The 13,553-nt window shown below is 66.3% G+C and carries 14 protein-coding genes; 10 read left to right on the top strand and 4 right to left on the bottom strand.

What is annotated here, in order from left to right:
• Positions 1-3 precede the first annotated feature (3 nt).
• The 4 genes from AB0M15_RS35005 to AB0M15_RS34990 form a co-directional block, all read right to left on the bottom strand.
• A complete protein-coding gene (locus tag AB0M15_RS35005) occupies positions 4-831 on the bottom strand; it encodes a carbohydrate ABC transporter permease (RefSeq protein WP_363828478.1) in 828 nt (275 codons plus the stop codon).
• Positions 828-1,763, bottom strand: a complete 936-nt coding sequence (locus AB0M15_RS35000; RefSeq protein WP_363828475.1) for a sugar ABC transporter permease — start codon at positions 1,761-1,763, stop codon at positions 828-830. Before AB0M15_RS35000 ends, AB0M15_RS35005 begins: the two co-directional genes overlap by 4 nt.
• A gap of 24 nt (positions 1,764-1,787) precedes the next feature.
• On the bottom strand, positions 1,788-3,182 hold the full coding sequence (locus AB0M15_RS34995; protein ID WP_363828472.1) for an extracellular solute-binding protein: 1,395 nt from the start codon (positions 3,180-3,182) through the stop codon (positions 1,788-1,790).
• 180 nt (positions 3,183-3,362) lie between these two features.
• On the bottom strand, positions 3,363-4,379 hold the full coding sequence (locus AB0M15_RS34990; protein WP_363828469.1) for a hypothetical protein: 1,017 nt from the start codon (positions 4,377-4,379) through the stop codon (positions 3,363-3,365).
• A gap of 107 nt (positions 4,380-4,486) precedes the next feature.
• On the opposite strand from AB0M15_RS34990, the gene AB0M15_RS34985 reads away from it, so the two are divergent.
• The 10 genes from AB0M15_RS34985 to AB0M15_RS34940 all read left to right on the top strand — a co-directional run bounded on the left by AB0M15_RS34985 (position 4,487) and on the right by AB0M15_RS34940 (position 13,474).
• On the top strand, positions 4,487-5,101 hold the full coding sequence (locus AB0M15_RS34985; protein ID WP_363828466.1) for a TetR/AcrR family transcriptional regulator: 615 nt from the start codon (positions 4,487-4,489) through the stop codon (positions 5,099-5,101).
• A gap of 43 nt (positions 5,102-5,144) precedes the next feature.
• Entirely contained in the window at positions 5,145-5,372 is a 228-nt protein-coding gene (locus tag AB0M15_RS34980; protein ID WP_363828463.1) for a hypothetical protein, read from the top strand.
• Positions 5,373-5,543: 171 nt separating this feature from the next.
• The gene (locus tag AB0M15_RS34975; RefSeq protein ID WP_363828460.1) at positions 5,544-6,788 is read left to right on the top strand and encodes an MFS transporter; all 1,245 of its coding nucleotides are present in this window, start codon (positions 5,544-5,546) and stop codon (positions 6,786-6,788) included.
• A gap of 10 nt (positions 6,789-6,798) precedes the next feature.
• Positions 6,799-7,974: a radical SAM protein gene (locus AB0M15_RS34970; RefSeq protein WP_363828457.1), complete on the top strand. Its 1,176-nt coding sequence runs from the start codon at positions 6,799-6,801 to the stop codon at positions 7,972-7,974.
• A gap of 1 nt (position 7,975) precedes the next feature.
• The gene (locus tag AB0M15_RS34965; protein WP_363828454.1) at positions 7,976-8,230 is read left to right on the top strand and encodes a phosphopantetheine-binding protein; all 255 of its coding nucleotides are present in this window, start codon (positions 7,976-7,978) and stop codon (positions 8,228-8,230) included.
• Positions 8,227-9,477 carry a hypothetical protein gene (locus AB0M15_RS34960; RefSeq protein ID WP_363828451.1) on the top strand — a complete coding sequence of 417 codons (1,251 nt, stop codon included), beginning with the start codon at positions 8,227-8,229 and terminating at the stop codon, positions 9,475-9,477. The genes AB0M15_RS34965 and AB0M15_RS34960 overlap by 4 nt, the downstream gene beginning before the upstream one ends.
• Positions 9,467-10,417: a Gfo/Idh/MocA family oxidoreductase gene (locus tag AB0M15_RS34955; protein WP_363828448.1), complete on the top strand. Its 951-nt coding sequence runs from the start codon at positions 9,467-9,469 to the stop codon at positions 10,415-10,417. Before AB0M15_RS34960 ends, AB0M15_RS34955 begins: the two co-directional genes overlap by 11 nt.
• Positions 10,414-11,304, top strand: coding sequence for an aminoglycoside phosphotransferase family protein (locus AB0M15_RS34950; RefSeq protein WP_363828445.1), 891 nt, complete (start codon positions 10,414-10,416; stop codon positions 11,302-11,304). Before AB0M15_RS34955 ends, AB0M15_RS34950 begins: the two co-directional genes overlap by 4 nt.
• Complete coding sequence (locus tag AB0M15_RS34945; RefSeq protein WP_363828441.1) at positions 11,301-12,338, top strand: hypothetical protein; 1,038 nt, start codon at positions 11,301-11,303, stop codon at positions 12,336-12,338. The genes AB0M15_RS34950 and AB0M15_RS34945 overlap by 4 nt, the downstream gene beginning before the upstream one ends.
• The gene (locus AB0M15_RS34940; RefSeq protein WP_363828436.1) at positions 12,335-13,474 is read left to right on the top strand and encodes a hypothetical protein; all 1,140 of its coding nucleotides are present in this window, start codon (positions 12,335-12,337) and stop codon (positions 13,472-13,474) included. The genes AB0M15_RS34945 and AB0M15_RS34940 overlap by 4 nt, the downstream gene beginning before the upstream one ends.
• The last annotated feature ends 79 nt before the right edge of the window (positions 13,475-13,553 follow it).

Here is a 13,553-nt window from a genome sequence, read left to right as displayed (position 1 = left end):
GGCTCAGCCCTTGATGGCGCCGCCGAGCGCGAAGGCGCCGCCGAGTTTGCGGCTCAGGAGCAGGTAGAGCAGCAGGACGGGCAGGGTGTAGATGAGGGAGTACGCGGCCAGTTGGCCGTAGTTGGGTTCGCCGTACTGGCCGAAGAAGGTGAAGATGCTCACCGAGGCCGGCAGGCGTTCGGGCGACAGCAGCAGCATGAAGGGGACGAAGAAGTTTCCCCACATGCCGATGAAGGTGAAGATGCCGACGACCGCGATGCCCGGCCACATCAGCGGCAGGACGATCCGGCGGAGCGCCTGCATGTTGCTGGCGCCGTCGACCCAGGCCGCTTCCTCCAGGGAGATCGGCACGCCGTCCATGAACGTCTTGGTCAGCCAGATCGCGAACGGCAGCGACGAGGTCGCCATGAACAGGATCGTGCCGCCGAGCGTGTCGACCAGGTTGAGCTGCACGAACAGTCCGTAGACCGGCACCATCACCGCGGTGATCGGCAGCCCGGTGCAGAACAGCACGGTCAGCAGGAACGGCCGGTTGAACTTCGTCTTGAACCGGGACAGCGGGTACGCCGCCAGTACCGAGCAGACCATCGTCAGCAACGCCGACCCGCCGCACAGCACGATCCCGTTCAGGACCGGCCGGTACGTCGTGGTGACGTTCAGCACCGCCTTGAAGTTCGCGAAGGTCGGGCTGGTCGGCAACTCGACCCGCAGTCCCGCCGTCCGGTTGACCGAGGCGAACAGCACCCAGAGCAACGGCAGGATGAACAGCACCCCGAGGAAGAGCAGGATGAGGTTCGCGGTCAACTTGTTGATCCGGTCGCGCGGGATCATGCGGCCTCCGCATTCAGTCCACGTAGATAGATCAGCGAGAAGACCGCGCCGATCGCGAGCATCACCAGCGCGATCGCGGTGCCGTAGCCGATCTGCGAGAAGCTGAACGCCTGCTCGTACATGTACAGCGGCAGCGTCTGGCTCTTGGTGCCAGGGCCGCCCCGGGTCATCGCGAAGATCAGCCCGAACACGCTCAGCGTCTGCAGCGTGATCAGCATCAGGTTCGTCATGATCGCCCGGCTGATCATCGGCAGCGTGACGAAGATCAGCCGCCGGAAACCGGTGGCGCCGTCCATCTCGGCCGACTCCTCGATCTCTTTCGGTACCTCGCTCAGCGCCGCCGAGTAGACCAGCATCGAGAACGCCGTACCCCGCCAGATGTTGGCGATCGACACCGCGATGATCGGTGCCGCGTACAACCAGTCCTGGCCGGGCAGCCCGACCTTGTGCAGGATCACGTTCAGCGTGCCGTCGGTGTTGAAGAACGCGCTCAGCAGGTACGCCGCCACCACCTCGGGCAGCACCCACGCGCCGATCACCGCGGTACCGACGAAGCTACGGACGAGCTTGGTCGAGCGGCGCATCAGCAGCGCCAGGCCGAGGCCGAGCGTGTTCTGGCCGATGATCGCCGAGATCAGCGTGAAGACCAGGGTGAGCCAGATCGAGTTGGTGAAAGCGTGGCTGCCGAAGGCCTTGCGGAAGTTGTCCAGCCCGACGAACTTCACGTTCGCCGCCCCGGTCCCGGTCAACGCCATGTTGGTGAACGCGGCGTAGACGCAGTACAGGATCGGGCCGGCCAGGAAGACCAGCATCAGCCCGATGGCCGGTGCCAACGGCAACATCTTGAACAGCTTGGCGCCGCGCGGTGGCCCGCTCTGATCAGCAGGCTTGCTGCCGATCGGAGCGGGCACGGCGGGAGCAGTCGTCGTCACAGGGAAATCCCTTTCGCAGCTCCGCTAGTTCCCGGCGGTCGTCTTGTCCTTGCCGACGATGCCTTCGACCGCCTCGTCGTAGTTCTTGGCGGCATCCTCCGGCGACGACTGGCCGGTCATCGTGGCCTCCATCGCGGTGATGATCTCGTTCGAGACCTTCGGGTACTCCGGCAGCGCCGGCCGGTAGACGGTGACCGCGACCAGGTCGGTGAAGAACTGGGTGCTCTTGGCCGACGACTTGTAGCCGGCGTCCGAGGCGACGTCCTTGCGGACCGCGATCTGCGCGCCGTCGGTGGCGTATTTGGTCGCGTTCTTCTGCGTCTGCAGGGACTGGATGAACTTCCAGGCCGCGTCCGGCGACTTCGACTTGGCCGGGATCGCCCAGGTCCAGCCACCGGAGAGGCTGACCTTGCCCTTGCCGCCGCCGTCCTGGGTCGGCATCGCGGTCTGGCCCATCACCTCGGTCCACTGCGGCCACGGCTTGGCGCCGGTCTTCTGCCAGTTGCCGTAGATCCAGGAGCCGTCGAGTGCGATCGCCAGCTTGTTGCCCGGCAGCAGCTCGGTACCGACCTTGCTGCCCATGTTCGGGTCGAGCGCCTGCTTCGGCGACGGGCCGAGGCCTTCGGTGTAGACGGTCTTGACGAAGTTCAGCGAGTCCTTGAAGCCCTGGCTGCCGACGACCCACTTCTGCTGGTCGAAGTTGTACAGGGTGTCCTTCGTGCCGTAGAGCAGCATCTCGAAGCCCTGCATGGCCGAGGCCTCGCCCATCGGCTTACCGGAGTACACGTTCATCGGGATCACGCCGGGCAGCTTCTGCTTCAGCGTCCGGGCCGTGTTCAGCACGTCGTCCCAGGTCTTCGGCTGCCAGTCGGTCGGCAGGCCGGCCTGCTTGAACAAGTTCTTGTTGTACCAGAGGGCGCGGGTGTCCGTGCCGTCCGGAATGCCGTAGGTCTTGCCGTCCTGACCCTTCGCGGCGCCCTTGGCGGTGTCCTCGAACTGGCTCCAGTCCGACCAGTTCTTGATGTAGTCGTCGAGCGGCTTCAGGTACCCCGCCGTGATGTCGGAGTTGATCAGGAAGGTGTCCTCGTAGACGATGTCCGGCGCCGTGTTCGGCGAGCGCATCATCAGCTGGAGCTTCGTGTAGTAGTCGTTCTCACTCGCCACGATCGGGAGGATCTCGACCTTCGAGCCGGGGTTGGCCGCCTCGTACTCGGCCTTCGCACCGGTGAGGAAGTTCTTCATCACCGTACCGGGGCCCCACTGCTGGTAGGCGATCTTGATGTTCGCCGGGCCGGCACTCTGGCTACCGCCGGCATCCGGCGTTTTGGTCGTCGATCCCTGACTACAGGCCGACACCCCCAGCAGGAGCGCGCCGACAGCTAGCACACCTGCGGTCTTGAAACCGTTCTTCATGGCCATCACGTCCACCTTCGGGCAATCGTTGTCATCCCGGTACCACCGCTCAAACCCCCTGGGCTTTCCGTGACCGTAGGAGGCTCAGACCAGTGAAGTCAATGGTTGAGAGACAACGTTGTCCTCGCCGTGACGCCGTTGCGCGGAGACCGGGTCGTAACGATCCGGTCACCGCGCCGTCATCTGTCAAACGGTAACCGGCGACGCTTCCGAACGGGCCTGTACGACGCTCCGGCCCCGACTCCGCATCGCGGCGAATCCGCAGAGCACCAACCCGGCGACGAGCCAGCAGCCGAGTACCAGGAACGACCGCCCGGACCCGGCGCCGTCGAAGAAGCTCACGGAGCGCAACGCAGTACCAGCTGCCCCCGGCGGCAGGAACTGGCCGAGAGAGCCCCACCCGGTCGGCAACATCTCCGGCGCACTCGCCAGCCCCGACAACGGGTTGCCGAGCAGCATCATCACCGCGCCACCAGCAGCCAGGCCGACGAATCCGAACAACCCCTCCAGGCCCAGGAGCGTCAGCGAGATGGCACCGATCGACAAAGCGATGACCCCGGCGTTGGCCAGGTAGTTCCCCTCGAACGACCCCAGCCAGAACTGCAGCACCGCAGCCAGCGCCAGCGAGCCGGTCACTGCGAAAGCGAGCGCGCCGGCGACCCGGCGGCCGCCACCCCTGATCCGCTGGGTCAGCACGGCCGCGGCGATGATGCCACCGAGCACCAACGGCAACGCACCGGCAGCCAGACCGGCCCCGCGCGGATCATCCTTCGGCAGCGGAACGACATCCGTCACCTTCACCTGTACGCCGGGATTTTCCGCCGCGAGCCTGGTCGACAACTGGGTGAGGATCTGGGCCACTGCGGGGCCACCGGCCGATGCGGTCAGCACCTCGGGCGCCTGCGAATCGAGCACGATCGCGCCGTAGACATCACGGTCCTTGATCGCCTCAACGGCGGCCGCCCGGTCCGCGACCGAGTCGATCTCGAACCCACCCGGCATCGCCTGGTCGAGCCCGCCCTTCACCTGCGCGGCGGTCTGCGCCGGACCCGCGACCGCGATCGGCAGGTCACGCGGTTGCGACCGCGCGGCCGGCCAGGCGAACGCGATCAGTACGACGGTCAGCATCACGGTCAGCAGGGTGACTACCACCGCCACCGGAACCCGGCGGCCCTCCTCGACGACTGCTTGATCCTCGGACATCTGGGTCAGCTCCTCAGGAAAAACCGAATGATCGTTCTTTATTGGTTCCGAGCCTGCCGGGATCACCCTCTGTTGTCAAGAACGGACATTCGTTTTATGTTTGCCGTATGCCCAAGGTCACTGAGGAACACCGCGCCAACCGCCGCCGCGAGATCGTCCTGGCAGCGCGCGAGTGCGTGATGGACCAGGGCTTCCACAAGACGACGATGGCGGACGTGATCCGGGTCTCCGGACTCTCGGCCGGCGCGGTCTACGGCTACTTCAAGAGCAAGGAGGAGATCGTCGCGGCGATCGCCGACGACGCGCTGGGCACGATCGACCAGCTCTTCGAGGGCATCCTCGCGACCGAGGAGCCGCTCACTCCGGTCGCGGCCCTGCGGGCGACGCTGGAGCACATCGTCGGGATCGCCGACCAGCCCGGCGGCGACGTCACCCGGGTGGCCATCCAGGCGTGGGCCGAGGCGCTGCACAACGAGACGATCATGGGGACCGCCTGCTCGAAGTACCGGCTTCTGCGGGGGCATTTCGAGGCGGTGGCCGAGCGGGCCCAGGCCGATGGCACGGTCGATCCGGATGCCGATCCCAAGCTGATCGCCCAGGTGCTCTTCGGGATGGTCCCCGGCTTCGTCCTTCAGCGCCTACTGCTTGGTGATGTCACCCCCGAGGGCTACACCTCCGGTTTGGCGGCGCTGCTCAACAGCCCGGTCCCCAAACCGGTCTAGCCCGGGGAACGATCGGCGGCTCCCCCACGTCCATCGAGCGGAGGTGGGAGCGATCGACGACATCTGGATTCTGCTGGTGAGTCTGGCCGTGGTGGCGGGGTTTCTGGTGCTGCTCGCCTGGGCCGCGGCGCGCTCGCGGCGGCGTGGGATCGGGGCTTCGATGATGGGCCCGTTCGAACAGATGTGGCTGCCGACGGCGGCCGAGTCGCGGATCGAAATCCAGCTGCAGCAGGAGCGGAAGAAGCCGGTCGAGTCACCCGACGACCTGTGAACCCGCCAAAAATGAAGGCTTCTCCCACTTCGCGACTGTCTGCGATCGAGATGTGACGGAGGGCTTGAGACTCGCGACTTACCCGGTTAGGTTGTGCCGAGCCGCTTATTTCAGAGCTTGAACTAAGCGGGCGACAGGCAGGCACAACGGCGCTGGGGAGTCGGAGGTGCGGTGCGTACGACCGTGGGGACAGCTCCGCCCAGAGCAGACTTCAACTGGTACTGGACCAGCCAGACCGCGAGTTTCGTCGGCGACCGGCTGACCGGTTTCGCCGTCCCCAGCATCGCCATCCTGACGCTGAACGCGTCCTCCGCCCAGGTAGGAGTCCTCTCCGCCATCGGCTGGCTCGCCTACCCCACCCTCGGCCTCTTCGCCGGCGCCCTGCTGACCCACCTCCCCCGCCGCCGCGTCATGATCACCGGCGAACTACTTCGCTTCACCCTCTTCGCCACCATCCCCTTGACCGCCCTCGCGGGCTGGACCACCATCCCCCAACTCCTCATCGTGGTCGCCCTGGCCGGCGTCGCCACCGTCTTCGTAGACATAGCCGGCCAGTCCTACCTGCCAGTCGTAGTCCCACCCGGCGGCCTGGTCCCCGCCAACGCCCACCTCCAAAGCTCCGACAGCCTCTCCAAACTCCTCGGCCCCGCCCTAGCCGGCCTAGCCCTCAAAACCACCGGCCCGTACGCCGGCCTCCTCCTAAGCGCCCTCCCCTTCCTGGCCTCAGCCGTCGGCCGAACACGCATCCAAACACTGGAGCCCACCACAGCCCCCTCCCCCGCCGCAGCGTCGCCGCAGGCGATGGTGCGGCGGATTCGGGTTGGCTTGCGGTTTGTGATGGACCACGAGGTCTTGAAGCCGTTGGTGATCGGGGCGGCCGTGCGGAGCTTCGGGACCGGGATGGTGGATGCGGTGCTGCTGCTCTTCGCCTATCGGGTGTTGGGGTTGTCGAGTCTGCAAGGTGGCTTGTTGATTGCGGCTGGGTCGGTCGGCGGGTTGCTTGGGGCGGTTGCGGCCAAACGGCTGGTGGATCGGATCGGGACGCACCGGACGCTGCTGCTGACCGGGCTGGAAGGTGTGTTCTGGTTGGGGATTCCGGTCTGTTTGCTGTTCGCGCCGGCCATCGTGCTCGTGGTGATCCGGGTCTGTGCGTCGATCTGGACGCCGGTATGGAACGTGCTGACCACCAGCGTCCGCCAGAACGTCACCCCGGCCGCCCTGCAGAGCACCGTCCACGCGACCGCCCGCACCGTCACCTCCTCCACCGTCCCGTTGGGCGCACTCACCGGCGGCTTCGCGGCCGGCGTACTGGGTGGGCACCTCGGGACGTCCACAGCGTTGGTACTCGTCCTCGCGACGGGAGGTGTGATCGCCGGAGCGAGCGTCTTGTCGATCGGAAGAACCAGTCAAGCCTGAGGGAGATCGTATGCGCCCCACTACGACGCGAACGCTGAACACCAAGGAATTCGCGGACATCAAGCACACCGTGTCCATCCGTTCCAAGGCACGCAAGAACCTCCTGCTCGACCCCAGCTACGCCGCACCGCTGCCACAGGAGGTCAGCCTGCAACTGACCTACCGCTGCAACCTGCGCTGCACGCACTGCTACCAGTGGAACGAGCAAGGCTTCTTCCGCGACTTCAGCGCCCAGAAGCAGAAGACCGAACTGGACCTCGAGGTGATCGAGGACGTACTGCGGACCACCGCCCCCGTCCGCTCGAAGCTCTTCCTGTGGGGCGGCGAGCCGCTCATGCACACCAAGTTCGACCAGGTCGCGGACCTCCTCGTGAAGTACCCGCGGACCGTCAACATGTGCACCAACGGCCTGCTGTTCAAGCGCAAACTCGACGACCTGCTGAAGATCGGCGAGAACCTCAACCTGCTGGTCAGCCTGGACGGCCTCGGCGAGGACCACGAGGCACTCCGCGGCCGCGGCACCTTCAAGCGCACGATGGAGAACATCCAGCTGATGCTGGACCTCAAACGCAAGGGCGAGTGGGACGGCGAGCTGTCGCTGTCGTGCATGGTCAGCCACGTCACCGTGCACAAGATGTACGAGTTCATGGAGTGGGCCGAGGAGCTCGGCGTCAACACGGTCTACTTCCAGTTCCCCTGGTACATCAGTCCCGAGGTCGCCAACTCGATGGACGCCCTGTACGAGAAGACCTTCTCCTGGCTGAACCCGAGCACCGACACCAAGAAGCCGACCTGGCACTCGTACACCTACCAGCTGCCCGAGGAGGAGTTGCCGGCCCTGAAGGACTCGATGGCCCGCCTGGCCTCCCGAGCCTGGAACGTCCGGCTCCGCTACCAGCCGCAGCTCGAGGACGACGAGGTCACCGACTTCATCCTCGGTACGTCGCGCCCGGCCCAGCACCGCAGCAAGTGCCTCGCGGTCTCGAACCGGATGGAGGTGCACGCCGACGGCGCCGTCAGCTCCTGCAAGTTCTTCCCGGAGTTCGTGGTCGGCAACCTGTACGACCAGTCGGTGAACGATCTGTGGCAGAGCCAGTCCTTCAAAGAGGTCCGCCGGATCATGTCCGAGAACGGCATGATGCCGGTCTGCTCGAAGTGCATTCTCCTTTATCTGAACGGAGTCTGAGGTGGAGATCGAAGAACGCGTCAAGGTCGTGCTGGCCAAGGTCCTCGACAACGGCATCACCGCCGACGGGATCGGCCCCGAGGCCGACCTGGTCGAGCAGTACGGCCTGGACTCGCTGCAGACCATCACCTTCCTGCTGGCGATCGAGGACGAGTTCGACCTCGAGCTCGACTACCCGAACCTGCAGCTGGACGATCTGCGCTCGGTCCGCCAGTTCAGTACCTTCGTCGCCAACCTGGCGGCCCCGGTGCGATGACCGATCCACTCGTGGTGCGGCTGGGAACGTTCGACGCCGAGTCACGCTGGCGCCCGACCGACCTGGCCGCACTCCCGGCGATCGGCGGCGGCCCTGATCCGGCCGTCGACGCCATGGACGAGCTGCTCGCCGGCTTCTGCGATCCCGGCGACCTGCTGATCACCAGACGTCCGATGTCGGCGGCGGTCCGAGAAGGCCTTGCAGCCATGGGATTGCGCTTCGATCACCTGGCCTTGGGCGATCCCGGCCCCGGCCCGATCGAGCGGCACGTCCTGGCCGATCAGGCGATCATGAGCCGGATCCGCGGTGCCGCCATCGCACCGTACGCCGTCCTGCCGGAGACCTGGACGCTCGCCGAACAGTTGCTGCCAGCACCAGCAGTGGTTGCCCAGGTCAACTCGAAAGCTTGGTCCGACGACCTCGTCCGGCGGCTCGGACTGCCAGGCGCCGGGCGAGTCGTCCGGAGTACCGACGAGCTGGCCGACGCCGTCACTTCCCTTGATTTCAAGGCCTTGATCAAGGATCCGTACGGCGTCTCCGGCCGGGCGTTGCTCGAAGCGAGCTCCCCCGGCGTCCTCAAGGCGATCGAGCGAGTCCTCCGCAAGCAGGTCGACAAGGGCCTGCGGGTCGAGCTCGTCGTCCAGGAGAAGTTCGCCAAGCAACACGACTTCTCCGGCCATCTCCACCTCGACCGCGACGGCGGCTGGGAGTTCCTCGGCATCCAGCAGATGACGAACCGCGGCTTCCGCCACTTCGGCTCCAGCCCCGCCACCCCGGCACTGATCGACCAGGGCTGGTACGCCGAAACCGTAGCCGAAGTCATCCCCGCCCTCACCGAGGCGGGCTACTGGGGCCCGGTAGGCATCGACTCGATGCTGCTGGACGACGGCACCGTGATCCCCGTCCTCGAGATCAACGCCAGGCAGTCACTCGGCCTGCTCGCGATCCGCCTCGACCGCCAGGCCAGGGAGCACGGCCTCACCGGCCACCTCTGGCAACTCGAACTCAACCTCGCCCCCGGCGAGTCCGTCGAAGACCTGATCCGGGCCTTCGACCCCATCCGGTACGCCGGAACCGCACAGCCAGGCGTCACGGTGCTCAACGGGAGCACGCTGGCGTCCCCCGGCGGGCGGGTCCACGTCGCCGTCTTCTGCGCCGCCGGTGAGATCCACCGATGGCGGCAACGCCTGCTGACCGAAGTGATCTCGGCCGGCCTGACACCACGAGGGATGACCGATGCCGCTTGAGATCGGCTTGATCGGAGCCACCGGAATCGCCGAACGTACTCTGCTCCAGCAGGGCGCCGGCGTCAGAGCAGTCGCCGCGAGCGATCCCGTCCGCGCCAAGGAATACGCCAGCCGGCACGAGATCCCGGTCGTGCACGAGAGCTACGCGGCCCTGCTCGCCGACCCGGCGATCGATGCCGTCTACATCTCCCTGCACAACTCCGCCCACCACCGCTGGGCGGTCCGGGCGGCGGTCGCCGGCAAGCACGTGATCGTCGAGAAGCCGCTTTGCCTCACCGCCGAGGAGCTCGCCGAGCTGTCCTTCGCCGCCACGGACGTGAAGGTCTTCGAGGCCGTCGCGACCGCGAACCACCCGTGGCAGCAGACGGTTCACGACTTCATCCACGACGAGACCTATGGCCCGCTGATCAAGGCGCACACCAGCATCAGGTTCGCAGTACCGGCTCCTGGTGGGTATCGCGATCGGCCGGAGCTGGGCGGCGGCATCTTCTTCGACGCCGCGAGCTACTGGCTGCAGGCCGTCCAGGCGACGATCGGACTCGAGCCAACAAGCGTCGAGGGCCGATCGGACTTCGCCGGACCCAACGGCGTCGACCGTTCCTTCGAGGCTTCGTTGCGATGGGCAACGGGTGTCGAGGCGACCCTGACCGCCGACGTCGGCGAGCAACACATCTCGGACCACGTGTTCACCTTCGAACGCGCGACCGTCAAGCTGAGGAACTTCCTCCGCCCGGTCGCCGGCGCAGTACCGCTCAACCTGATCGTCACCCCCACCGACGGCGACCGCCAAGTGATCGGCTTCCCAGCGATCTCGTACTACGAACGCCAGCTGACCCGGATCCTCGACAGCACCACCGACGACCTGGACGCGGCCACTCCGCGGATCACCCTGATGGACGAGATCTACTCCGACGCCCTCCGCCGCAAGGACACCCGATGAGCAACAAGCGCCAACTCGACCGCCCGGGCATCACCCAGATCCTGGTGGAGGCCGGCGTCGACCCCAGCGGCGAGGTCACCGAGCTGACCGAGGGCACGTACAACACCGTCTACCGGATCGGCTCCGACCTGATCCTGAAGGTCTCCCCCGACCCGGACGCGCCGGTCCTGAGCCATGAGCACGACCTGATCCGCACCGAAGCCCTGTTCTACCAAGCGGCCCGCGGCAAGGCGCCGGTGCCCGAGGTCATCCACAGCGGCGACGACTACCTGCTGATGACGGCCCTCCCCGGTACGACGATGCAAGGCGTGCCCGACGACGAGCGGGCCGTTCTCCAGCGCGAACTGGGCGGGATCGTGTCGACGCTCCACGAGGTGACCGGCTCGGCCTTCGGCTATCCGCAGAAGGGGCTGGTCTCCACCTGGAGCGAGGCGTTCCTGTCGATGGTCGACGACGTCCTGGCCGATGCCAGCCGGTTCGCCGTGGAGCTGCCGCGGCCGGCCGAGCAGTTGCGGCAACTCGTCCTCAGCCGTCTCGAGTTGCTGGACGAGGTACAGACTCCGCGGTTGATCCACTTCGACCTGTGGGACGGCAACATCCTCGTCGAGGACGGGCGGATCGTCGGGGTGATCGACGGGGAGCGCGCGTTCTGGGGTGATCCGGTCGCCGAGTTCGCCTCGCTGACCCTGTTCCGCTCTGCCCCGGATGCCGATCTGCTGGCCGGGTACGGCGAGCTGGAACTGGGCGAGGCTCTCGTTCTTTACCGGGTTTATCTCTACCTGATCATGCTGATCGAGGGGACGCCTCGCGGCTACGAGGGTCCGGACCGCGAAGCGATGGTGAAGTTGATCCTTCGGCACCTGAACAAGGACCTGGACCAACTGTGATCGAGATCCTCACCTCGGGCGTAGCTCTCGGCGTCCACGTCCCCGGCCTGCTGCTCGCCGATCGCCTGGTCGAACAAGGCCAGGCCGCGAACGTCTCCGTGCTGGAGCGCCTGATGCCACCCGAGACCCTCGCCACCACGGCCCGCTCCAAGCAGGCCTTCCACCGCGACTTCCGGATCGCGCTGGCCGGCCAGAAACTCGCTCGCGACGCCTCCGTCTCCACCGAGGAGGCTGCTGTCACCGCACTCCTCGACGGCTGGCAGGCGCGGGGAGTAACCCGCTTCGTCGTCTTCTCCGGCTTCTGGCTTCCACTGGTCGAGCGGTACATCGCACAGTACGGCGAAGTCCCCGTAGACGTGTGCCATGTGGACTCGGTCCAGTCGCCATCCTTCGACAAGGCCGGGCCGACCACCCTGCCCGTGCGGCACATCTGGCTCGCAGACGCCGACAACCTGATCATCCCCTGCAGCATCCCAGTCAGCCGGGATGAGCCCGTGCCCTGGCGGGATAGGGACCAGCGGCTGCTCGTGCATGGCGGCGGCTGGGGCATGGGCACCTACCGCGAGCGAGCCGACGACCTACTCCAGGCAGGCTTCGAGCTGGACGTAGTCGCGTACGAGGACGGCGACCTCTCCGCTGAAGGTGTCCGCTACTTCATGATCGATCCGGAGTGGCACCCGTGGCTCGACGACGGATATCCACCGTTCGGCGAGGTAGTGGCAGGACAACCGACCACCTTCCACCAGCGGACCGGGCACCACGGCTCCTACGACCTGTGTCGCCAGGCGCTCGCGACCGTAAGCAAGCCAGGCGGAGGCACACTGCTCGACTCACTGTGGTCTGCGACGCCGACAGTCTTGCTGGAGCCGTTCGGCCCGCACGAGCAGCGCAATGCCGACCTGTGGATCGAGCTGGGCTTCGGCATCTCGTTCGAGCAGTGGCAGCAGAAGGGGTTCGCTGTGGAGGTACTGGAGGACCTGCACGAAGCACTGGTCGCAGCGGACGTCCCCGACTACTCCCAGGCGCTCCTATGAAGACCTCCCTCTGGCAGACCTTCGCCCTGGAGATGGACGAGAAGCGCCCCGGCTTCGCCAAAGGCCCCTGGTTCACGATGAACACAGTGCTGACGCTTGACGGCGAGCTGGACCCTGACCTACTGGCTGATGCCTTCCAGCAGTTGCAGCAGCGCCACGAAGTACTGCGCACAGAGGTCTGCAGCGACCGGCTCCAACTCATCCACCCCGAGCCCCGCTCAGCGCTGGAGCTCGTCGACGAGGTCAGCTCGCATGCCCCGGTAGACATCGCCCGCCCAATCAGACTGCTCCTAGCCGGCAACCAGCTCGCCCTGCACCTCCACCACATGGTCTCCGACCCAGTGACCCTCTGGGAGACAGTCACCGAGCTAGCCGCCCTCTACAGCGGGCAGGAGCTACCACCACCTGCCCAGTACACCGACTACACGGCAGCAGAGACAGACCAAGTACGCCGTACCAGCACCGAAGCCGCCGCTTGGTGGCACTCCAAAGTCCGAGACACCAAAGTCTCACCACAACCTTCCTCAACCGGCGATCCGCTGGCCTTCCGCGATGACCTGCTCAGCGCCCAGGAGGTTGTCACCGTCGACGCACTGACCAAACAGCACCGGAGCACACCACTCGTCACCTACCTGGCCGCACTCGCCCACGGCATGGACCCCCACGTCGGCCCCGGCGACACCCTGGCCTTCACCACTCTCTTCGGCAAACGCGACCGCCCAGCCTGGCAACACCTACTCGGCCCCTGCATCGTCCCCTCATACCTAGCCATCCCCCGAGGTATCGACATTGCCGCAGTACGAGACGCAGTAGTCGGCTGCAGCCGCTATGCCCGCTACCCGGCCTCAGCGATCTACGAGACGATCCCTGACGCCCAGCGGACCCCGTTCTTCGAGTACGTCCCCCAGCAATGGCCCACCGGCTTCACCTTCGGCACGGTCAAGGCAGAGGTCGCCGCAGCCGCCGGCCCCAAGGACACCGGCCTGGCTGACGCTCTGGCGATCCGCGTCCGCACCCGGACGGACGGCGTACTGACTGGCCACTTCAGTGCCGACGGCACCGACTGGACCGACCCACTGGTCCACCAGGTGCGGGCCGGCTTCCGCGACTACCTCCTCCACGAAGAGGGGACCTAGCACTACCCCCAGAGGCTGCCCAACTCCCTGGGGACCGCGTCTGCGTCTCCGTAGCGTCGATCTCGTCAGTCGGGATAGC

The organism is Kribbella sp. NPDC051718, from assembly GCF_040681515.1.
Lineage (GTDB): Bacteria > Actinomycetota > Actinomycetes > Propionibacteriales > Kribbellaceae > Kribbella.
Note: the sequence above shows the minus strand (reverse complement) of the source record. Positions and strands in the feature narration are given on the sequence as shown.